General features: G+C 67.2%; 22 protein-coding genes and 1 pseudogene. 17 read left to right on the top strand and 6 right to left on the bottom strand.

Translation table 11 applies throughout. The annotated features are described in order from the left end of the window. Window positions 1-3 precede the first annotated feature (3 nt). On the bottom strand, window positions 4-915 hold the full coding sequence (locus tag J2X92_RS01225; protein ID WP_307572776.1) for a carbohydrate ABC transporter permease: 912 nt from the start codon (window positions 913-915) through the stop codon (window positions 4-6). Between the two features lie 132 nt (window positions 916-1,047). Here J2X92_RS01225 and J2X92_RS01220 point away from each other — a divergent pair, with 132 nt between their 5' ends. From J2X92_RS01220 to J2X92_RS29535, 7 genes and pseudogenes are all read left to right on the top strand, one after another. Continuing rightward, complete coding sequence (locus J2X92_RS01220) at window positions 1,048-1,869, top strand: IclR family transcriptional regulator (protein ID WP_307572773.1); 822 nt, start codon at window positions 1,048-1,050, stop codon at window positions 1,867-1,869. A 187-nt stretch (window positions 1,870-2,056) separates the two neighbouring features. Further along, a complete protein-coding gene (locus tag J2X92_RS01215; RefSeq protein ID WP_307572771.1) occupies window positions 2,057-2,734 on the top strand; it encodes a hypothetical protein in 678 nt (225 codons plus the stop codon). Window positions 2,735-2,832: 98 nt separating this feature from the next. Then, complete coding sequence (locus J2X92_RS01210; RefSeq protein WP_307572769.1) at window positions 2,833-3,894, top strand: ABC transporter ATP-binding protein; 1,062 nt, start codon at window positions 2,833-2,835, stop codon at window positions 3,892-3,894. Between the two features lie 94 nt (window positions 3,895-3,988). Next, entirely contained in the window at window positions 3,989-4,129 is a 141-nt protein-coding gene (locus J2X92_RS01205) for a hypothetical protein (protein WP_307572767.1), read from the top strand. Next, window positions 4,126-4,905, top strand: coding sequence for a hydratase (locus J2X92_RS01200; RefSeq protein ID WP_307572766.1), 780 nt, complete (start codon window positions 4,126-4,128; stop codon window positions 4,903-4,905). The genes J2X92_RS01205 and J2X92_RS01200 overlap by 4 nt, the downstream gene beginning before the upstream one ends. Before the next feature lie 18 nt (window positions 4,906-4,923). Beyond that, complete coding sequence (locus tag J2X92_RS01195; RefSeq protein WP_307572765.1) at window positions 4,924-5,814, top strand: fumarylacetoacetate hydrolase family protein; 891 nt, start codon at window positions 4,924-4,926, stop codon at window positions 5,812-5,814. Window positions 5,815-5,923: 109 nt separating this feature from the next. Then, a pseudogene (locus J2X92_RS29535) lies at window positions 5,924-6,067 on the top strand (aldo/keto reductase); the annotation flags it as partial. Between the two features lie 63 nt (window positions 6,068-6,130). Here the strand turns inward: J2X92_RS29535 and J2X92_RS01190 are convergent. Beyond that, on the bottom strand, window positions 6,131-7,054 hold the full coding sequence (locus J2X92_RS01190) for a TauD/TfdA dioxygenase family protein (protein WP_307572764.1): 924 nt from the start codon (window positions 7,052-7,054) through the stop codon (window positions 6,131-6,133). Between the two features lie 255 nt (window positions 7,055-7,309). Between J2X92_RS01190 and J2X92_RS01185 the strand changes: the two genes are divergently transcribed. The 8 genes from J2X92_RS01185 (at window position 7,310) to J2X92_RS01150 (ending at window position 15,064) form a co-directional block, all read left to right on the top strand. Continuing rightward, window positions 7,310-7,795 (top strand): rhodanese-like domain-containing protein, encoded by a 486-nt coding sequence (locus J2X92_RS01185; RefSeq protein WP_307572762.1) that lies wholly within the window; start codon window positions 7,310-7,312, stop codon window positions 7,793-7,795. A 32-nt stretch (window positions 7,796-7,827) separates the two neighbouring features. Beyond that, window positions 7,828-8,742 (top strand): serine O-acetyltransferase EpsC, encoded by a 915-nt coding sequence (epsC, locus tag J2X92_RS01180; protein ID WP_307572761.1) that lies wholly within the window; start codon window positions 7,828-7,830, stop codon window positions 8,740-8,742. Beyond that, on the top strand, window positions 8,739-9,008 hold the full coding sequence (locus tag J2X92_RS01175) for a helix-turn-helix domain-containing protein (RefSeq protein ID WP_012747027.1): 270 nt from the start codon (window positions 8,739-8,741) through the stop codon (window positions 9,006-9,008). The genes epsC and J2X92_RS01175 overlap by 4 nt, the downstream gene beginning before the upstream one ends. 60 nt (window positions 9,009-9,068) lie before the next feature. Beyond that, the gene (locus J2X92_RS01170) at window positions 9,069-10,001 is read left to right on the top strand and encodes a family 2A encapsulin nanocompartment shell protein (protein WP_018902966.1); all 933 of its coding nucleotides are present in this window, start codon (window positions 9,069-9,071) and stop codon (window positions 9,999-10,001) included. 66 nt (window positions 10,002-10,067) lie between these two features. Continuing rightward, entirely contained in the window at window positions 10,068-11,978 is a 1,911-nt protein-coding gene (locus J2X92_RS01165; RefSeq protein WP_373424781.1) for a family 2A encapsulin nanocompartment cargo protein cysteine desulfurase, read from the top strand. A gap of 126 nt (window positions 11,979-12,104) precedes the next feature. Continuing rightward, window positions 12,105-13,727 (top strand): FAD-dependent oxidoreductase, encoded by a 1,623-nt coding sequence (locus tag J2X92_RS01160; RefSeq protein ID WP_307572756.1) that lies wholly within the window; start codon window positions 12,105-12,107, stop codon window positions 13,725-13,727. Continuing rightward, window positions 13,724-14,053 (top strand): 4Fe-4S dicluster domain-containing protein, encoded by a 330-nt coding sequence (locus tag J2X92_RS01155; protein ID WP_307572755.1) that lies wholly within the window; start codon window positions 13,724-13,726, stop codon window positions 14,051-14,053. Before J2X92_RS01160 ends, J2X92_RS01155 begins: the two co-directional genes overlap by 4 nt. Before the next feature lie 39 nt (window positions 14,054-14,092). Then, a complete protein-coding gene (locus J2X92_RS01150) occupies window positions 14,093-15,064 on the top strand; it encodes an ABC transporter substrate-binding protein (protein WP_307572753.1) in 972 nt (323 codons plus the stop codon). Between the two features lie 16 nt (window positions 15,065-15,080). Here J2X92_RS01150 and J2X92_RS01145 read toward each other — a convergent pair whose 3' ends face one another. The 4 genes from J2X92_RS01145 to J2X92_RS01130 all read right to left on the bottom strand — a co-directional run bounded on the left by J2X92_RS01145 (window position 15,081) and on the right by J2X92_RS01130 (window position 18,833). Further along, on the bottom strand, window positions 15,081-15,953 hold the full coding sequence (locus J2X92_RS01145; protein WP_307572751.1) for a substrate-binding periplasmic protein: 873 nt from the start codon (window positions 15,951-15,953) through the stop codon (window positions 15,081-15,083). Beyond that, window positions 15,946-16,773: an ABC transporter permease gene (locus J2X92_RS01140; RefSeq protein WP_307572749.1), complete on the bottom strand. Its 828-nt coding sequence runs from the start codon at window positions 16,771-16,773 to the stop codon at window positions 15,946-15,948. The genes J2X92_RS01145 and J2X92_RS01140 overlap by 8 nt, the downstream gene beginning before the upstream one ends. Window positions 16,774-16,927: 154 nt before the next feature. Beyond that, complete coding sequence (locus tag J2X92_RS01135; RefSeq protein ID WP_307572748.1) at window positions 16,928-17,737, bottom strand: ABC transporter ATP-binding protein; 810 nt, start codon at window positions 17,735-17,737, stop codon at window positions 16,928-16,930. 13 nt (window positions 17,738-17,750) lie between these two features. Further along, the gene (locus J2X92_RS01130) at window positions 17,751-18,833 is read right to left on the bottom strand and encodes an ABC transporter substrate-binding protein (protein ID WP_307572746.1); all 1,083 of its coding nucleotides are present in this window, start codon (window positions 18,831-18,833) and stop codon (window positions 17,751-17,753) included. A 527-nt stretch (window positions 18,834-19,360) separates the two neighbouring features. Here J2X92_RS01130 and msuE point away from each other — a divergent pair. Together msuE and J2X92_RS01120 are read left to right on the top strand one after the other, a co-directional pair. Beyond that, window positions 19,361-19,939 (top strand): FMN reductase, encoded by a 579-nt coding sequence (gene msuE, locus J2X92_RS01125; protein WP_307572745.1) that lies wholly within the window; start codon window positions 19,361-19,363, stop codon window positions 19,937-19,939. A 15-nt stretch (window positions 19,940-19,954) separates the two neighbouring features. After that, the gene (locus tag J2X92_RS01120; RefSeq protein ID WP_307572744.1) at window positions 19,955-21,208 is read left to right on the top strand and encodes an SfnB family sulfur acquisition oxidoreductase; all 1,254 of its coding nucleotides are present in this window, start codon (window positions 19,955-19,957) and stop codon (window positions 21,206-21,208) included. The last annotated feature ends 2 nt before the right edge of the window (window positions 21,209-21,210 follow it).

Here is a 21,210-nt window from a genome sequence, read left to right as displayed (position 1 = left end):
TGTTCAGCCCGAGACGCGGCCGGTGAGCCGCGTGTAAAGGTAACCAAGGAGGAGGTTGACCCCCAGCACCACGACGGAGATGACCGACGAGGGCGAGAGGTCCACCGAGCGGAAAGCGCTGGAGAACACTTCGAAGCTCCAGGTTGCGGTCGAGCCCAGCGGCCCGCCGCCGGTGAGCACCAGGATCAGCGTGATGAGCGTGAGATAGAGGATGCCCAGCGCCAGCGCGGTGCTGCCCAGCGTGGGCGCGATGTGCGGCCACACCGCGTGGCGCAGGCGCGCGCGCAGGCCACCCCCGTCGATGTCGATCGCCTCATACAGCTCCGCCGGGATGCTTTGCAGCGAGGCGCTCATCATCACCATCACGTAGGGGAAGGACCACCACGCGGTGACCAGGATGACGAGAACGAGCGCCAGCGAAGGATCGCCCAGCATCAGGCCGGGCTCCATGCCCAGGGACCGCATCAGATAGCTCATGGGCCCGTACGAGGGATTGAGCAGCCACAGCCAGAAGCAGCCCACCACGCCCATGGACAGCGTCCAGGGCAGCAGCAGCAGGGTGCGCAGATATGCAGCGCCGCGCGCAATGTTCTGCAGTGCAAGGGCGCTGGCCAGCCCCAGAGGCAGCACCACCGCCAGCGCGCCAAAAACGTACAGCAGGGAGTTGAGGCTGAGTTCGAGGAAGGCCGGAGAAGAGATCACCGAGACATAGTTCGCCAGGCCCACGCCTGCCACCACTTCATACAGGCGCGTGCGGTGGACGCTCAGCCACAGCACCACGGCCGTGGGATAGAGCGTGACGGCGAGCAGCACGGCGACGGCTGGGGCAAACCAGGCGAAACGCGCCCAGAAGCCCGGCGGTCGGGGGTCTGTCTGCGCCACAGTCGCGGCCTCCGCGTAGGGAATGGCATTCATAAAGATGACCTCGCATAGAACATTGTTCCAATGTAGTGGCTTGAATATGCCGAGTCATGCGGGATATCCCTTGATACTGGGTCAAGTCGCGGTGCTACATTGGAACCCTGTTCTAAATTCATGGAGATTTTCGTGGCCACTGGCGACATGATCGAGCGCGTGCTGGACATCCTCACGCTGCTGGCCGACTACCCCCAAGGGCTGCCGATCAGCGAGGTCGCGCGGCGACTGGAACTGCCCAAAAGCGCGGTGCACCGGCTGCTGTCCATCTTGGTGAGGAGGGGGCTGGCGGTTCAGGACGAGTACAGCCAGCGCTATCGCATGACGGTGAAACTGGCCGCCATCGGCTTTCGCTTCCTCGCGGCCTCCGGAATCACGGAGATTTGCCAGCCCTCCCTGGACCGTCTCGCCCAGCGCACCGGCGAACTGGTGCGCCTGGCGTTGGTGGAAGACGACGCGCTGATCTGGATCGCCAAAGCCCAGGGCGCGCTCTCCGGCCTGCGCTACGACCCCGATATGGGTCAGCCCGTGGTGCTGCACGCCACGTCGACCGGCAAGGCCTGGCTCGCAACCCTGGACGACGCGCAGGCCGTGGCCCTGGTGAAGGCGCGCGGCTTCGTCGTGCCTTCCCGGTTCGGCCGGCCAGTCGTGCGCGACGAGGCCAGCCTGCTTGCCGAACTTGCGCTGACGCGCGAGCGCGGCTATGGCACATCCATCGAGGAAGGGGAGCCAGGCACATGCGCGGTGGGCTGCGCCATCGTGGATCCGCAAAGCCGCCGCGCCATCGGCACCGTCAGCGTGGCCGGCCCCGTGGCGCGACTCCCGCCGGAGCGCATCGCCGCCATCGCGCCCGACGTGCAGGCCACTGCGGCGGAGATCGCCGACCTGTGGCCCAGCCGCAAGGTGATGGAGGCCATGATGGGGATTACGCCGCTGAAAGTCGCCAATGGATGAGGGACTTCCCATCGGAAGCTCGCCGGACCCAAGGTGCCCTGCGCGTCCGCCGCTCCAGGCGTCGTTCTCGTTCACAGGCGTTCATCGTGCGGGGCCGGGCAAGCGGCTGCGCTGTGTTTCCGAAGGGTCGGCCAAGTCGCGCTCAACCTGCGCGAGGCCGTGCCCACCACAATCAAGGAGCTAAACCATGCTGGCAGGTGAAGGTGCAGTGGCTATCTGGAACGACATCGCCGAGGCCGGGCGCGCAGAGTTTTACGCTTGGCATCTGCATGAGCACATGCCCGAGCGCGTGGGCATTCCCGGTTTTGTGCGGGGGCGCCGCTATCGCGCGGCCGATGCAGCGACCCAGCCGGAGTTCTTCACTCTGTATGAAACCGCGAGCTTCCAGGTCATCCAGGGCAGCGACTATCTGTCGCGCTTGAACGAGCCTACGGAGTGGACGCGTGCGACCACCGCACATTTTCAGACGACCACGCGATCACTCACGCGCGTGGTGGCCAGCCACGGCGTGGGCTCGGGTGGCGCGATGCTGACCGTGCGCTTCGACATCGCGGACGACGCGGTGCGCGACGTGGTGCCGCGTCTCAGTTCGGCGCTGGAAGCCGCTGCGCGGCTGCCGCGCATCAGCGGTGCGCACCTGCTGGGCTCGGACGTCGGCATGTCGGGCCAGCGCACCGCCGAAAGCAAGGATCGCAAGGACCTGCAGGCCCCGGCTCGCTGGGTGCTAGTGCTGGAAGCATGCGACCCCGGCGCCTTTGACGCGGCCCTTGCGCTGTTGCAACAGTCCACCGAACTGCGTGACGCTGCCGTGGGCCGCTATCTGCATGAATACACGCGGCTAAAAACCGCCTGGCAAGCGGGATGAGGGATCACAGCTCCCCCTTCGACCCGCAGGTGCGCGCAGCCGCACGCGGCCGGCTCTGCGCGACAACAGCTTCAATTTTTGAATGAGGAGACACCAAGATGGCAACAGTTGAGATCCAGGACGTAGCCAAGTCCTTCGGCAGCACGCAGATCATCCGCGGCGTGAGCATCGACATCCGCGACGGTGAATTCGTCGTGCTGGTCGGCCCGTCGGGCTGCGGCAAGTCCACGCTGTTGCGCATGGTCGCGGGCCTGGAAGGCATCGACGGCGGCGAGATCCGCATCGGCGGGCGCCGCGTGAACGGCCTGCTGCCCAAGGATCGCGACATCGCCATGGTGTTTCAGAACTATGCGCTGTACCCGCATCTCACGGTGGCGGACAACCTCGCGTTCTCGCTGAAGCTGCGCCATGCGCCGCAACAGGAGACCGAAGAGCGCGTGGCCCGGGCCGCCAAGATCCTGGGACTGGAGCCGCTGCTCACGCGGCTGCCCAAGCAGCTCTCCGGCGGCCAGCGTCAGCGCGTCGCAATGGGCCGAGCCATCGTGCGCGACCCGCAGGTCTTCCTGTTCGACGAGCCGCTGTCCAATCTGGACGCGAAGCTGCGTGTGGCAATGCGCGCAGAGATTCGGGAGCTGCACCAGCGCCTGAAGGCCACCACCGTCTACGTCACGCACGACCAGATCGAGGCCATGACGATGGCAGACAAGATCGTGGCCATGCACGATGGCATCGTGGAACAGGTAGGCACGCCGCTCGACTTGTTCGACCGGCCGCGAAACGTCTTCGTCGCGGCCTTCATCGGCTCGCCGTCAATGAACCTGCTGCCCGTCAAGGCAAACGGCGAGGGCGTTGTGGACAACGCGGGCAACCACTGGGCCGTGCCCGGCGTGCCGGGCGCAAGCGGGCAGGCCCTCACGCTGGGCGTGCGGCCCGAGCACCTGCGGCTGGAGGCCGAGGGCGTGGAGGCGCGCGTGCTGGTGGTGGAGTCCACTGGCTCGGAGACGCACCTCATCGTCGATGCGGGCGGCACCAAGCTCACCTGCGTGCTGCGCGAACGGGTCAGTGTGCGCCCCGGCGACCAGGTGCGCCTGGGTGCGGACAGTGCGCATGTTCATCTTTTCCGCGCGGACTCCGGCGAACGGCTCGAGACGTTGCACTGATCCCTGCAAGGTGACAGCCCGGCGGCAAAAAAAAAACCGGATGAGGTTCACAGATCGAAACGGGCAATTCAGTCGACACCAAAGAAACAGGCAAATGAACGGCATCCAGATCGAGAGCATCAAAAGCGCGAGCGGCGCTTCTGTGACTTGCGAAGAGATCAACGAGATCTTTTTCAGCCAAGGTGTGCTGCGCCGCTCTGGCAAGGCGACAGCGCCCGCGAGGCTGGCCGCATGACCAGCATGGAGCCGAGCGCCATCGAGGCCGCCGCGCGCTACCTGCACGCACTTCAGTCGTCGGGCCGCTTCGGTGCAAGACTGCAGGCCGGCTTGCGCCCTGCCACGCCGGAAGACGGTTGGCGCATCCAGCGGCGCATCAGCGAACTGCGCGGCAGCCCCGTCATCGGCTGGAAATGCGGCTTGCCCCCGGGCGATCGCTGGGTCGCCGCCGCGCTGCATGACGCAAGGCCATCGGGCGGCATGGCTGCCGCACCTGCCGGACCGACAGCCGCAGCGCGCATCGAACCCGAACTGGCATTCGAGCTCAAGCACAGCCTGCCGCCGCGGGCCACCCCCTACACCCCGGCCGATGTCAACGCCGTCATCGGCAGGGTGCGGCTGGCGGTCGAGGTGCTTGGTTGTCGCTATGACGATGCTGCAGACGCCAGCGGCCCTGAACTGATGGCCGACAGCCTGTGGCACCAAAGCGTGGTGCTGGGGCCAACTGCCACCGTGGACTTTGCGCAGGAGCCATTTCCTGGTCCCTTCGAGATTGAACTCTCGGTGCAGGGCCATGACGACGTCACATTTGCAGCCAGCCACCCCAATGGCGACCCGCGCTTGCCTCTTTACTGGCTTGCCGAGTTTCTGCGCAGCCAGGGCACGGGTCTGGAGGCCGGGCAGGCAGTCATCACCGGCTCATTCGCGGGGGCGATTGATCTACCGTTCAAGCGTCCCGCCGTGCTTCGCTATGGCAACTTCGGCGAGCTTGCGCTGACGCTCGAGCAGCTTTGACAACCAAAAGGATTCCTCATGCGTCTCGTTCGATTCGGCCCCCGTGGCTCTGAAAAGCCCGGCCTCGTTGATACACAAGGCATCTTGCGCGATTTGTCTTCCGTCGTGAGCGACATTCACGGGCCAACACTTTCGCCCGACAGCCTTGCAAGGCTGCGCGCCCTCGATACGTCGAGCTTGCCCGCCATGCCCGCCGATACACGGCTCGGCCCCTGCGTAGGCCAGGTTCCGAATGTGGTTTGCATCGGCCTCAACTATTCCGACCATGCGGCAGAAACCAACACGCCGATTCCCACACAGCCGATTGTCTTCAACAAGCACACGAGCGCGCTGGCTGGCCCCAACGACCCGGTCGTCGTCGCACCCGGCTCAGGCAAGCTTGATTGGGAGGTCGAACTCGCGATCGTGATCGGTCGTCCGGCCTGGCATGTCAGCGAAGCAGAAGCGCTGCAATATGTGGCCGGCTACTGCCTTTGCAACGATGTCTCAGAGCGTGCATGGCAAATCGAAATGGAAGGCCAGTGGACCAAAGGCAAAAGCTACCCTGGCTATGCGCCGATAGGACCCTGGTTGCTGACGGCTGACGAAGTGCCGGACCCGCAGAATATCGACCTCTGGCTCGACGTGAACGGAACTCGACGGCAGACCGGCAACACCCGCACGCAGATTTTCGGCGTTGCAACCATCGTGTCTTATCTCAGCCGCTTTATGGCGCTTCAGCCCGGCGACGTGATCCCGACCGGTACGCCGCCGGGTGTTGGTCTCGGCCAGAAACCGCCTGTGTTCCTGAAGGCTGGTGATGTGATGACCTTGGGCAGTGACCTGCTCGGCACGCAGCGCCAGCAAGCCATTGCCTACAGCGACGCCATGGGTGCCGCCTGGTGCGCTGGCCAATTGCCTGCGCTTTAAGGCGAAATCAAAAGGCGAGTTCTACGAGTGCATGGCCCTGAGCGTATGCCCGAGCGATGATGGGGGTCGCGTTCACATGTTGGCGACCGTCGAGCCCGTATGTGCTTAGCCCGCGCTGCAATATCGCTTCACCGATGACGACGAGGCCCTGGTCGATGCGCTCGTGACCACGGGACAGTCGTCGCTGCCGGGCTTCAACGATCCGAGCCATCCGTTTTTCGGCCGGTTGCCGCGGCATCGTACGGCGGTATGAATGCTGTGCCCGCGGGCGTTATCCGAAGGGCATGAGCCATCCTACGCGGCAAGCTTGCTTCGTTCAGAAGGGGCGGCTGCCCGACAGGCTGATGCGCTTGAGCAGGCGGCGCTCGCCGCTGTCGAAGGCGCTGCGCGCGTGCAGCGTGGCCTGGTTGTCCCAGTAGACGATGTCGCCCGCCGACCAGCGGTGGGTGTATGCGAAGCGCGGCTGCAGCAGGTGCTTGCGCAGCCGGGCGATGAGCGCTACGCCGTACTGCGGATCGACGCCGACGATCTCGACCTCGGTCTTTTCGCCCAAGTGCAGGATGCGGCGGCCGCTATCGGGGTGCGTGCGCACCAAGGGGTGCACCTCGAACGGCGTGAGCGGCTCGATGTCAGGCGTGCGGTAGAGCGGGGAACCGGTGGCCAGCGGCTTCAGCTTGCGCAGGAAGGGGTTGTAGGTGATGAGCTTCAGCTCCGCTATCTCGCGCTGGGTGCCAGCGTCGAGCGCATCCCAGGCAGCTGCAAGATTGAACCAGGTCGTGTCGCCGCCCTCGGACGGCACTTCGATGCCGTAGAGCAGCGAGCCCGACGAGGGCACCGGCGTCCAGTGATGATCGGCATGCGCGGCCAGTTCGTCGTGCCCGAGCACGCCGCCCTCGAGGTTCGACACGTGCACGATGTCGGGGGTGTTGCCGCCATACGGATCGGAGCCGAGCACCGGAACGTTCGCAGGCGGACGGAACACGCTGCCGAAGTAGCTCGCGAGGCGATGGAACTGCGCATCGTCGAGCTGCTGGCGCTTGAAGACCAGCACATGCCGTTCGAGCAGCGCGCGCTTGAGCGCAAGCACCTGGCCCGCGCTTAGCGGACGCGTGGCGTCCAGGCCCGTCACCTCGGCGCCAAGGGCCGCGCCGATGGGCACGATGCGCAAGCCATCTTCGGAGAGTTCGCGTCCCCGCGAGAGGGCAGGGGGCGGAGCAAGAGTGTCGATCGACAGGGACATGGGAGTGGTGTCTTGGGCGCAATGCAATGGCCACATGCTAGAAAAGTTCGCGCCCGACGCATGCGCCCATTGCGCATGTGCTTATGCGCAAATCTCGCTTGGACCATGGCCGGGCGGCAGAGAGTCGTTAGACCGTTTGGTTGTTTAGAACCGACTTTTCGGTTGTTGGAGCTTCACTGCCCCGCTCCTACAGTGATGGTCATCGCCACCAAGCCGGATGGTGAATGAACAAGCAATGCACAGGAGCCCAAGCGCATGTCAGTGGAAGTTGAAGAAGATCTCGTCGCCTTGCCGCCCGCTCTGGAGGAAGCGCGCGGTCGTGCGGCCGAAGCGGGATGGCCCTACGCCGGCGGCGTGACGCCGCCCGTCGCATGGGCGCTGGTGCAGGGCGGCCGGGCCGTGCTGGTGGATGTGCGCTCGGGCGAAGAGCGCAAGTTCGTGGGCCATGTGCCCGAGAGCCTGCATGTGGCCTGGGCGACCGGCACGGCGCTCACGCGCAATCCGCGCTTTGTGCGCGAGCTCGAGGCCAGGCTTGCGAAGCACGGCGGCAAGGACGCGGTGGCGCTGCTGCTGTGCCGCAGCGGCAAGCGCTCGGCACTCGCGGCGGAAGCAGCCGCCAAGGCCGGCTTCACGCACGTGTTCAACGTGCTCGAGGGCTTCGAGGGCGAGATCGATGCCCACCAGCACCGCGGCGCCTCGGACGGCTGGCGCTTCCACGGCCTGCCGTGGGTGCAGGACTGACGGCAGCGTTCCTTTCCAGGGAGAACAACCACATGGCTCATTTCGAGGTGAGCGGCATCGTGCGCGCGCTGCATGGCGTGCGCGACGAATGGCGCGATTCACAGCGGCGCTCGCGCGAGCCTGGCGCACGCGAATTTCCGTCACGCGACGCGCTCGCGCAGATCGTCGAAGCGCTCAAGGGCGCGCTGTTCCCGATGCGGCTCGGCCCCCCCGACCTGCGCCACGAGAGCGAAGATTTCTACGTCGGCCACTCGCTCGATTCCGCTTTGCAGGCCCTGCTGGCACAGGCACGCCTCGAACTCGAATTCAACGCCCGGCACGAACCGCGTTCCCCTGGCGAGATCGACGATGCCGCGACCGATGCGGTGCGCCGCTTTGCGGGTGCGCTGCCGCAGCTGCGTCGCCTGCTCGACACCGATGTGCTCGCCGCCTACCAAGGCGACCCGGCGGCGCGCAGCGTGGACGAGGTGCTGCTGTGCTACCCCGGCGTGCTCGCGATGATCCACCACCGGCTGGCGCACGAACTCTACAAGCTCGGGCTGCCGCTCCTGGCGCGCATCGTGGCGGAACTGGCGCATGCACAGACCGGCATCGACATCCACCCCGGCGCGCAGATCGATGCGGGCTTCTTCATCGACCACGGCACGGGCGTGGTGATCGGCGAAACCGCGGTCATCGGCAAGCGCGTGCGCCTGTACCAAGCCGTGACGCTCGGCGCCAAGCGCTTTCCGACCGATGCCGAAGGCAACCTGCAGAAGGGGCTGCCGCGGCATCCGGTGGTGGAGGACGACGTGGTGATCTACGCCGGCGCCACCATCCTCGGGCGCGTGACGCTGGGCGAGGGTGCCGTCATCGGCGGCAACGTGTGGATCACGGAGGACGTGAAGCCGGGCGCGAGCGTGACCCAGGCCAGCCTGCAGAACGCGCCGCAGGGAGCGGGCGCATGAAGGATTTCGTCGAAGACTTCGGCGTGACCATCCGCCAGCTGCGCGAAGGCAAGGGCTGGTCGCAGGAAGCGCTGGCCGAGCGCGCCGACCTGAACCGCTCCTATGTCGGGGAAGTGGAGCGCGGGCGTGTCATCCCGTCGATCGTCACGGCGCACAAGCTGGCCGCGGCGCTCGACATCAACATGGTGGGCCTGCTGCTGCGCTGCGAGCAATTGGAGCAATCGCGTCTCGTGCGAAGGATCAACTTGGCGGCTATAGCCTGTTGAGGGAAAACCCCAGGTCGCCCGACACTTGCGGCCACTTCTCTCACTACGGAGCCTTGATTCATGAGCGCAACAGTCGGTGGTATCACCGCCCTTGGCGACAACGCCGCCCGCCAGCTGGCCAATGCCACCAAGACAGTCCCCCAGCTGGAGACCATCAGCCCGCGCTGGCTGACGCACCTCCTGCAATGGGTGCCGGTGGAGGCGGGCATCTACCGCGTCAACAAGGTCAGAAACCCCGAATCGATCAAGGTCACCTGCACCTCGCGCGAAGAAGAGAACCAGCTGCCGCGCACCTTCGTCGACTATGAAGAGAATCCGCGCGAGCACTACCTCAACGCCGTGAGCACGGTGCTGGACGTGCACACCCGCATCTCCGACCTCTACAGCAGCCCGCACGACCAGATCAAGGAACAGCTGCGCCTCACGATCGAGACGATCAAGGAGAACCAGGAGAGCGAGCTCATCAACAACCCCGACTACGGCCTCTTGGCCCAGGTGAGCGAAGAGCAGCGCATCTTCCCGCTGACCGGTGCGCCCACGCCCGACGACCTCGACGAACTGCTGACCAAGGTGTGGAAGGAGCCCGCCTTCTTCCTCACGCATCCGCTGGCCATTGCGGCCTTCGGCCGCGAGGCGACGCGCCGCGGCACGCCGCCGCCGACGGTGAGCCTGTTCGGCTCGCAGTTCATCACCTGGCGCGGCATCCCGCTGATCCCGTCGAACAAGGTGCCCGTGGCCGACGGCAAGAGCAAGATCCTGCTGCTGCGCGTGGGCGACAAGCGCCAGGGCGTGGTGGGCCTGTTCCAGCCGGGCCTGTCGGGCGAGCAGGGCCCGGGTCTGTCGGTGCGCTTCATGGGCATCAACAACCATGCGATCGCGTCGTACCTGATCTCGCTGTACTGCTCGCTGGCGGTGCTGACCACCGACGCACTGGCCGTGCTCGACGACGTCGAGATCGGCAAGTACCACGACTATCCCGACACCTACAAGTAAGCCGCGGTGAGCAGCACACCATCGATTCCGGGCGAGGCGCCGTTCGACCCGGCCATCCTCGCGCGCATGGCGAGCGCCATGTTCTCCGCACTGCCGGGCACGCCACCGAGCGCGTTGCCGGGCGTGGCTAACCCCCTGGTGCCGGGGGCGCAGTTCCCCGCCAACATCGCGCCGTCGGGCTCGCCGCTGGCGAGTCCTGCGGGCTTCGGGCCGAGCGTGCCCGGCACGCCGATCCCGCAGGGGCAGATTCCCGGCGCCAACCTGGTGCCGGCATCGCCCACGCAGCTGCCTTCGCTCGCGAACCGTGCGCCGGCCCTGGCGCCACACGCGGTGGCGGGCAATGAGGTGCCCGACACGGTGCTGTCAGTGGCGCCGGCTTTCGAGCCTCGTCTCGGCAGCTCGGTGCTGGGCGTGCCGCAGCAGGTCAACGCGCCTGACACGCCTTCCGCGTCGCCGTTCTACTTCCTGAACAACAGCTTCGGGCATCCGTCGGCCGGCGCAGCTTCTGCCGCGTCCGCCCCTCCACAGGTCTCGCCCCCTCTCCCGTTCGCGGGAGAGGGCGGAGGTGAGGGCCTGCGGCCCGATCAAAGCGCGGGGTCGCCCCTCACCCCAACCCTCTCCCCAGAGGGGCGAGGGAGCCAACCGCAGTTCTACTTCGTCGATGCTGTGCGCCTGCCCAATGGCTTCGTCACGCCGGTCAAGCCCGATCCGCGCGGGCCCGACGCAGCGCCGCTTGCCGGCAGCGGCCGGCATCCGCCGTTTGACGTCCACGCCGTGCGGCGCGACTTCCCGATCCTGCAAGAGCGCGTGAACGGCAAGCAGCTCGTGTGGTTCGACAACGCCGCCACCACGCACAAGCCGCAGTCGGTCATCGACCGCATCGCGTACTTCTACGCGCACGAGAACTCGAACATCCATCGCGCGGCGCACGAATTGGCCGCTCGTGCCACGGACGCCTACGAGGGCGCGCGCGACCGGGTGCGCAAGTTCATCAACGCACCGGAAGTCGAAGAAGTCATCTTCGTGCGCGGCACTACCGAGGCCATCAATCTCGTGGCCAAGAGCTGGGGCGGGCAGCACGTGGGCGAGGGCGACGAGATCGTCGTGTCCAACCTCGAGCACCACGCCAACATCGTGCCGTGGCAGCAGCTCGCCGCCGCCAAGGGCGCGAAGCTGCGCATGATTCCGGTGGACGATTCGGGCCAGGTGCTGCTTGACGAATATCGCAGGCTGCTGAACGACCGCACGAAGATCGTCGCGGTCACGCAGGTGTCCAATGCGCTGGGCACCGTGGTGCCGGTGAAGGAGATCGTCGAGCTCGCGCACCGTGCCGGCGCGAAGGCGCTGGTCGACGGCGCGCAGTCGGTCTCGCACATGCGGGTCGATGTGCAGGACATCGGTGCCGACTTCTTCGTCTTCTCCGGCCACAAGGTCTTCGGCCCCACCGGCATCGGCGTGGTGTGGGGCCGGCGCGAGGTGCTCGAGGACATGCCGCCCTGGCAGGGCGGCGGCAACATGATTGCCGACGTGACCTTCGAGAAGACCGTATTCCAGCCGATCCCGAACAAGTTCGAGGCCGGCACCGGCAATATCGCCGATGCCGTGGGGCTGGGCGCGGCCATCGACTATGTCAACAAGGTGGGCATCGAGAACATCGCGCGCTACGAGCACGACCTGCTCGTGTACGGCATGACGCAGTTGGGTGCGATTCCCGGCGTGCGGCTGATCGGCACGGCGGCCGACAAGGCCAGCGTGATGTCTTTCGTGCTCGACGGCTACACCACTGAAGAGGTGGGCCATGCGCTCAACGACGAAGGCATCGCCGTGCGCACGGGCCACCATTGCGCGCAGCCGATCCTGCGCCGCTTCGGCGTCGAGACCACCGTGCGGCCATCGCTGGCCTTCTACAACACCTTCGACGAAATCGATCGGTTGGTGACGGTGGTGCGCCGGTTGGCAGGGCAGCGGCGCGCCTGACCGGAAGGGTTGCCCGGCCGCTTCGGTCGCTTCGTGCACCGGGCGCATATCGATCCATGCTTTCCTTCGTTGTGTGGCCGGGCAGCCCTTGATACGGTCTCGTTCTTTGCATTGCGAGGCACGACCATGGGCGCGAGAGATTTCGAGCGGCAGCTTCTTTCGGGGGGAGACGGCAGCGACAGGCATCAGGCCGATGTCCTGGTGATCGGCGGCGGCCCCGCGGGCGCATGGGCCGCGGTGAGCGCGGCCGCGCAGGGCGCGCACGTGCTGCTGGCCGACAAGGGCTTTTGCGGCACCTCGGGCGCAACCGCGCCCTCGGGCACCGGCCTGTGGCACGTGCCACCAGACGGCACGGCACGCGAGGAGGCTAAGGCCAGCCGGCTCGCCATGGGCGGCCACCTCGCCGAGCATGCCTGGATGGACCGGGTGCTCGAACAGACCTGGGCCAACGTCGAGCGGCTCAAGGACTGGGGCTATCCGTTCCCCGCAGACGACCAGGGCGCACTGCGCTGCACATCGCTGCAAGGGCCCGAATACATGCGGCTGATGCGCAAGCGGGTGAAGGAAGCGGGCGCGCGCATCCTCGACCACAGCCCTGCGCTGGAATTGCTGGTGGACGAGCACGGCACCGTCTGCGGCGCCACCGGCGTGAACCGTCAGAGCGGCGGAACCTGGGTCGCTCGTACCGGCGCGGTCGTCATTGCCACGGGCGGCTGCGCCTTCCTGAGCCGGGCGCTCGGCTGCAACGTGCTCACCGGCGACGGCCAGCTGATGGCGGCCGAGGTTGGCGCGGCACTGTCGGGCATGGAGTTCTCGAATGCCTATGGACTGGGGCCGGCCTTCTCGTCCGTCACCAAGTCGCTGTTCTACAACTGGGCGACCTTCTACACGGCCGACGGCGCGCCCATCGAAGGCGCAGGCTCTTCCAAAGGGCGCAGCGTGATCGCGCAGACGCTGCAATCGCAACCCGTGTTCGCCTGCCTCGACCGCGCCGACGCGCAGATCCGCGCATGGATGCGCACGGCGCAGCCCAACTTCTTCGTCTCCTTCGACCGCCAGGGCATCGACCCGTTCACCCAGCACTTTCCGGTGACGCTGCGGCTCGAAGGCACGGTGCGTGGCACGGGCGGTCTGCACCTGGTGGACGACAGCTGCGCCACCTCCGTGCCCGGGCTCTACGCCGCGGGTGATGCGGCAACGCGCGAGCTGATCTGCGGCGGCTTCACGGGCGGAGGCAGCCACAACGCGGCCTGGGCCTTGTCCTCCGGATTCTGGGCCGGGGCAGGCGCGGCGGCATTCGGACGCGACGCGCGCGCCGCCGGTTCCAACCGCACGACCTTGCGCGCAGGCGGCGTGGCGCTTTCCTCGCGCGGCGCCGCGGCGTTCGACAGCCAGGCAGTGATTCGCGCCGTTCAGGCAGAAGTCTTCCCCTACGAGCGCAACTGGTTCCGGGAGGGCGATGCGCTGCGCGATTCGCTCGGACGGCTCGATGCCCTTTGGGCGCGCCTGCGCACCAGCGCTCCGGCTGCCACGGCCACAGAGGCTGTTCGCGCACGCGAAGCCGCCGCCATGCTGGCCACCTCGCGCTGGATGTATCGCAGCGCCTTGCAACGCACCGAAACGCGCGGCATGCACCGCCGGCGCGAACACGGTGCGGTCGATCCGGCGCAGCGCCACCGGCTGCTCAGCGGCGGGCTCGACGAGGTCTGGGTTCAGCGTCATGCCGTGCAGGACGAGGTGGCCGCATGATCGAAGTCATCAGCGCCGAGCGCTGCACCGGCTGCAACATCTGCGTTAACGCCTGCCCGACCAATGTGTTCGAGGCGGTGCCGGGCGGCCCGCCGCGCATCGCCCGGCAGGACGACTGCCAGACCTGCTTCATGTGCGAGCTGTACTGCCCCGAGGATGCGCTCTACGTCGCGCCCATCGCGGACCGCAGCGCCACCGCCGAGGAGCGCGATGGCGCGGCCACCGTCTTGATGGGCAGCTACCGCAGTGCCGTCGGCTGGGGCCGCGGCCGGCAATCCACCGCGTCGGCCGATGCGAGCTTCGAGCTCCTGCAGCGGACGCACTGAGTCCGTATTTCTCTTTCCTTCCCGCTGCGAGTCCTTCAAATGCCCGATCTTTCCAGCCGCCGCCGTTTGCTGCGCGGCGCCGTCGCCGCGGCCGCCGCGAGCGCATTGCCCGGTTTCTCCCTCGCACAAGGCAGCAGCCAGGTGCTGCGTCTCGGCTATATCGGCCCCGGCAAGAAGCCCGCGGCCGCCACCGGCTGGGCGCTGCGCCAGGGCCATCTGCAGCGCGAGTTGGCCCCGCTCGGTTTCAAGGAAGTGACGACGCGCAATTTTCCGAACGGACCCGATCTCAACGAGGCTTTCCTTTCGGGCGCCCTCGATGTCGGCATCTACGGCGACACGCCCGCCGTGGTCGCTCGCTCGCGGGGCCTCGATGGCCAGCTCATCGGTTTCGACGCTATCGGCATGAACGTCTGGCTGCTCACGCCGCGCAACGGCGCACGCAGCGTGAAGGAACTCGAAGGCCAGACCATCGGCGTGGCGCGCGGTTCCTACATGCACCGCTACGTGCTGGGCCTGCTCAAGGAAAACGGGTTGCAGAAATCCGTCAAGGTGATCCACATGTTCCCGCGCGACGGCGAGGCGGCGCTCGACCAGGGCTCGATCGCAGCCTTCGCGGCGCAGATCGACGTGGGGCCGCTGCTCGCCTCGCGCGGCTATCCGGTCATCGACGAGGCCGAGAAGCACCCGGCGCTGCGCGGCACCTCGGTGATCATTGCGTCGAGCAAGCTGCTTGCGGCCGCACCCGAGCTGCCTGCCGCCTGGACGCGCGCACGCCGAGCGGCGTTGCAAGAGATCCGGAGCAACAGCGCGGACTACTACGCCTTTCACTCGGAGGTGAGCGGCTTTCCGCTCGAGATCGTGAAGATCTCCCACCCGCTCTCCCACTTCCCCGAAGCCGCGTATCCGCCCGAAGGGCTGGCGCTGCTGGACGAGGTCAAGAAATTCCTGCTCGCCGAGAACCTCGTGAGCCGTGACTTCGCGCTTGCGCAATGGCGCGCGCCGCAGGCCTGACACGCCCCCGCGCCCCTCAGGAGTGGCAGACGAAGCCGTCCTTGAGCAGCGTGATCTCCAACTGCAGGTTGCCCGCACGTGCGCCGCGCGCCTTGTCCAGCGTACCGTCGGCACGCCAATGGCGCAGGGCCGCCGCCAGGTAATCGCGCGACACGGCATCGCCCTCGAGCAGGCGAATGGACGCGTCCGAGGGCAGGCGCAGATCGCTCGTCAGCGCCTTGTAGAAGCGCCACTCCTCGTTCTGCATGAGCCGTTCCAGCACCTGGGCGTCCTCGGCGAGCGCCGCGCATTCGCCGGCCATGAAAGCGGATGCGGCATGCACCGAAGAGGGATAGCTGCGCGGCTGTGCGCCGTAGCGCTGCGACACCGCGCCGGCGTAGCCCGAACCTTCGCCCACGCAGACCGAAGCGTCGCGCAACGCTGATGGCTCCTGAACCTTGCCGCGCCTGAGCGAGACGACGAGGCCGCGGCCGATGTCGTAGCTGCCGGGCGCCGCCGCGATGCCGGATGCGGATTGCGCCGGCACACCGGCCACCAGCAAGTCGACGCGGCCTTCGCGCAACGCCGTCTCCTGCGCCGCAGCGTCGAGGCCGACCAGTTCCAGCGGCACGCCCAGCGCAGCCGCCAATTGCCGTGCGAGCGTGGCGTCGAAGTCGTCGGGCTCAGGCGGCGTGGGCGCCTCGGGCGGGGCAGGGCGCGGATAGCGGCGCACGCCCACGACCAGCTTGCCGCGCTCGATCGCACGAGCGAGCACCGGTCCCTTGGGCAGTCCCGACAGCGGAGGCGCCGCGAAAGCCCAGGCGGCGCCTATGCCTGCGAGCGCCACCGTCAGCACGAGCGCCGTGCTGGCCAGCGCCGACCCGCGCTTGGACAACTTGCGCTCAGTCATCGAGGCTCAGGCCCTTGCGCCAGCGCAGCAGCCGACGCTCCAGCAGGGCGAGCAGGTAGTTGAGCAGCAGGCCGAGCACCGCCAGAAGCAGGATGCCGGCGTACATGGTCGGGATCTGGAAGGTCTCCTGCGAGTTGAGCGTGAGAAAGCCCAGGCCCGAATGCGCGCCGATCATCTCGGCCGCCACCAGCGCCGTGATGCTGTACGCCCCCGCCAGCCGCACGCCGGTGAAGATCGAAGGCAGCGACGCCGGCAGCACCACCTTGAAGAAGACGAAGCGGCGCGAGGCGCCCATCGACAGCGCCGAGTTGACGAGCAGGCGGTCGACCTGCTTCACGCCGCTCACGGTGCTCAGCAGCACCGGCCAGAACGAGGCCCAGAAGATGATTGCCACCTTCGACAGCTCGCCGATGCCCAGGAACAGGATGAATACCGGGAACAGCGCGAACGCCGATGTCTGCCGGAAGAGCTGCAGCACGGGATCAGCGATGGCTGCGAGGCGCCTGGAGCTGCCGATCAAGAGGCCCAGTACCACGCCCGAGAAGCTCGCGAGCAGCAGGCCCCACAGCGAGCGCTGCAAGCTCGCCGCCACGTGCTTCCAGAGCTGGCCGGTGTCGACGAGCTGGATGATGCTTGCGAGCACGGCGGACGGGGGGCTCAGGTAGGCGTCGCTCACGATGCCCAGGCGCGGCAGCGCCTCCCAGAGTGCGAGGAAGATCACGATGCCGATGCCGCGCTCGGCCACGCGGGCAAGGCTGCGTGCAAACTTGAAGAATCGACCGGGCGTGCGAACCACCGGCGCATCGAGCACTGCGCTCATCGTCCCACCCCCGCCTTTGGCTGTGGCTCCCTCCCCTTACGGGGGAGGGTTGGGGTGGGGGCAAGCGGCGTATCAGGCAGCAGCGGCGTTGCAAAGGCCGCGTGCCCCCATCCCAACCTTCCCCCAGGAGGGGAAGGAGAAAATCGGAGCGCACTCATGACACTACTCCTTCGAGCGACCGCGGCTTCAGGCCGATCTGCACTTCATCCTTCAGCACCTCCCACGCGCGCTGGCGCAGCGCGGCGAAGTCGGTCGTGTGGCGCACCTCCGCCGAACGCGGTCGTGCGAGCGGGATGTCGATGATGTCCTTGATGCGCCCGGGCCGCTGCGTCATCACCGCCACCCGATCGGAGAGGTACACGGCTTCCTCCAGGCTATGCGTGATGAAGACGATCGTCTTGCGGTGCTGCTCCCAGATGCGCAGAAGCTCGCTCTGCAGGATCTCGCGCGTCTGCGCATCGAGGGCGGCGAAGGGCTCGTCCATCAGCAGCACGTCGGGCTTGTAGGCGAGCGAGCGTGCGATGGCCACGCGCTGTTTCATGCCGCCCGAGATCTCGTGCGGATAGCGGTCTGCAAAACCATGCAGGCCCACCAGTTCGAGGTATTCGTGCGCGGTGCGGCGGCGCTCGGCCTTGCCAATGCCGCGTATCTCCAGCCCGACCGCGATGTTGTCGAGCACCGAGAGCCACGGAAACAGCGCGTAGCCCTGGAACACGACGCCCTGGTTGCGGTTGATGCCCGCCAGCGGCTGGCCGTTGATGGCGATGCGCCCGCCGGTGCGCTCCGTCAGCCCGGCCAGGATGCCGAGGAAGGTCGACTTGCCGCAGCCCGACGGGCCGAGCACCGAGAGGAATTCGCCATCGCGCACGTCGAGGTCGAAGCCTTCGAGCACGCGCACGCGTTCGCTCGCGCCGCGCGCCGCATAGTCCATCCGCAGGTCGCGGGCCGAGATCTTGAGGCTCATGTCCGGTGGGTCCTCAGGACTTCGCGCCCGGCTGCTGCGCGAAGGGATTGAACTCGTTGGTGTAGACGTCCTTCACCGCCACCTTGCCGGCAGCGAGCTTGCCTTCGGACTGCAGGATGTCGATGTAGTACTGGATCGGCGGCTCGGTCACCACCAGGTCGTCGACATAGGCGTAGCGGTCGACGTTCTTCAGGTCCATGTTGATGCGCTTGGCCACCAGCTTGCGGGCGTCCTCGGTGTTGGCGTTGACCCAGTTGCCGGCCTTGGCCAGCGCCACCACCACGTCGCGCACCGCCTCGGGCTGCTGGCGAATGAACTGGCCGTGCGCGCTGTATGGCGCCATGCCGCCCAGGCCGCCGTCGAGGTCGTAGTCGCTCCACAGCCGCACCAGTGTCTCGGCGTTGTCGGCACGGCCCGAGAAGGGCGCATGGATGATCGCGAGGTCGGTGTTGCCGGTCACCAGCGTCTGCTCGGCCTGCTCGTCGGGGATCACGACGAAGTTGATCTTCGTCACGTCCACGCCGTTCTGGCGCAGGTATTTCTTGGTCACGAACTCGGCGCAGGCGCCGAAGCTATTGAAGCCGATGGTCTTGCCCTCGAGGTCCTTGGGCTGGCGGATGCCTGAGTCCTTGCGCACGAAGTACTTCATGTGCGGCGCCTCCTGCAGCGTCTTGCCGCCTGCAGCCACCACCCGGAGGTCCGCGCCTGACGCAATGGCCGAGATCACGAGCGGCACCATGCGGCTGCCGAAGTCGATCTCGCCCGTGCCCACCAGGGGAATGATCTGCGGCGCGGCGATCTTGCCGACGTAGTCGGGGCGGGTGTTGGTGCCCTCGAAGTAGCCGAGCTCGTCGGCCAGGTAGATCAGGTCGAAAGACGGGTTGTTCGGGTACTTGAATGCGATCTTGTCGCCGGTCTTCTTCACCACGGCCGGGCCGCCGGCCGCGGCAGCATTGCCGCCGTCCTCGCGCGAGCAGCCCGAAAGTGCCAGGCCGCCAATTGCGGCGACGGATGCGACGGAGGCGAAGGCCTTGAGCGCCAGGCGCCTCGAAGGCTGGGCGCCGGCAGGGGAAGGGGAGGGCATCTCGATGGGCATGGCGGCGCGCTCCGGCACGGGAGCGGTCTGGCTGGTTGCGAAGTGCCGATCCTAGGAAGCCCCGCTCGTCCCTTCAACGAAGAAAACCGCGCATGCTTATTCGCAAACAGGCGGCTGGCGGCATGAAAGATTTCCGCATCAGGAAACTCGCAATCCGTCGTTGGAAGGCACCGGACGGCTTTGCAGAATTGAGCAAGCCTCTATACAGGACTTTCCAATGCCAGCAGCGCGTACTTTCCATGTTTCTCCGACAGCCCAGGTTCGCCGTGTCATAGCGTTGACTGCCGCGGCCTGGGGCGTTGCACCCGTCTCGCCGCAGGAGGTCGCGCGGCGCGCACCCCATGGCTATGTGCCGATCAGGGCCGTGCGCCGGCTGCGTGTGGCCGCGGCGTCGGCCTTGTCGCCTCATTCGTAGCGGGATGCCAGCCCCGGAATCCGCATATCCATAGCTGAAATGCTTCTAGAGACGTGCGTGAAAAGGTCCGCGCGGCCGGCACATTCGTGGCCTGGCTTTTTTTTCTCTCACCATGACTCAAAAATTCAAGATCGTCGCTGTCTCCGGCGGCCTGCAACGCCCCTCGCGCACGCTCGCGCTGGTCGAGGAACTGCTGGAGGGCCTGACCGACGCCTGGCCCGCCGAGACGCGCCTGATCGAGCTCGGCCAGCTGGTTCCGAAGTTCGGCGGCGTGCTGCAGCGCGGCCAGCTTCCGGCCGAGGTCGAGCAGTCGATCAAGGACGTGGAATCCGCCGACCTGCTGCTGGTGGCGAGCCCGATCTATCGCGGTTCGTACACTGGGCTCTTCAAGCATTTCTTCGACTTCGTTCATCACGAATCGCTGATCGACGTCCCGGTGCTGCTTGCGGCCACCGGCGGCAGCGACCGCCACGCACTGGCGATTGACCACCAGCTGCGCCCGCTGTTCAGCTTCTTCCAGGCCCACACGCTGCCCATCGGCGTCTATGCGACCGACAAGGAATTCGAGAACTATCGCGTGAGCGGCGATGCGCTGCGTGCACGCATCGCATTGGCCGTCCAGCGGGCGCTGCCGGTGCTGCGCCGGCGCGCCAGCAAACCGGTCGAGGTGCCCTCGCTGGCGATGGCCTGAACGATTCATTCCCCGATGTCCTCCCTGCCTGAATCTCTTTCCGATGGCCTCGCCATCCCGCGCAAGCCGCGCGACCCCGATCCCGCGCGCGTGCGGCGCATCCGCGACGACGACGAAGCGCTGGAGGCCGCGCACCGCCTTGCCGCGCTGTTCTCACCCGGTTCATCCGGGCGCGACCGCGAGCGGCGCCTGCCGTGGGAAGAGCTCGATCTGTGGTCCGAGAGCGGGCTCGGCGGCATCACGGTGCCGCGCGCGCATGGCGGCGCCGACGTGTCCTACGCCACGCTGGCCGAGGTTTTCGTGATCCTGTCGGCCGCCGACGGCTCGCTCGGCCAAATTCCGCAGAACCACTTTGGCGTGCTGGGCGTGCTCCGCGAGATCGGCACCGAGGCGCAGAAGACCCGCTTCTACGCCGAGGTGCTCGCGGGCCGACGGCTGGGCAACGCCGGGCCGGAGAGGCGGGCGAAGACCATTGCGCAGGGTGCAACACGGCTGCGCCGCACGCCTCAAGGTTTGCGCCTGGACGGCGAGCGCTTCTATTCAACCGGCGCGCTCTTCGCGCATCGCGTGCCGGCGCGCGCGCTCGACGACCAGGGCCGAGCCGTGCAAGTGTGGGTTCCGCGCGATGCGCCCGGGCTCACTGTGATCGACGACTGGTCCTCCTTCGGCCAGCGCACTACCGCCAGCGGCACGGTGCGCTTCGAGGCCGTGCCGGTCGACGAGGCCGACTTGTTGCCGCTGTGGCAGCTGGCCGATCGGCCCGGCCTTTTTGGGCCCGGTTCGCAGCTTCTGCAAGCGGCCATCGACCAGGGTATTGCGCAGGCGGCACTCGCCGAGGCGATCGCCTTCGTGCGCGAGCATGCGCGGCCCTGGACCGATGCCGGCGTGGCCCGCGCTGCGGACGATCCCCACATCATCCACGAGGTGGGCCGCCTCGAAGTGGACCTGCACGCCGCGCACGAGGTGTTGCTGGAAAGCGGCCGCACGCTCGATGCAGTGGCGGCACAGCCCGTCACCGCCGAATCCAGCGCACGCGCTTCTGTCGCAGTGGCCGAGGCGAAGGTGCTGACCACGCGCATCGCGCTCGACGCTACCGAGAAGCTGTTCGAGCTGGCCGGCTCTTCGTCCACGCGTGAAGCCCACAACCTGGGGCGGCACTGGCGCAACGCCCGCACCCACACCTTGCACGACCCGGTGCGCTGGAAGGCGCATCTGATCGGCAACTACCTGCTCAACAACGTGCCGCCGCCCCGGCATTCCTGGAACTGACC

Source organism: Variovorax paradoxus, from assembly GCF_030811855.1.
Taxonomy (GTDB): Bacteria; Pseudomonadota; Gammaproteobacteria; order Burkholderiales; family Burkholderiaceae_C; genus Variovorax; species Variovorax paradoxus_L.
The sequence above is the reverse complement of the archived record's forward strand: the minus strand, read 5'-3'. Positions and strand labels throughout refer to the sequence as shown.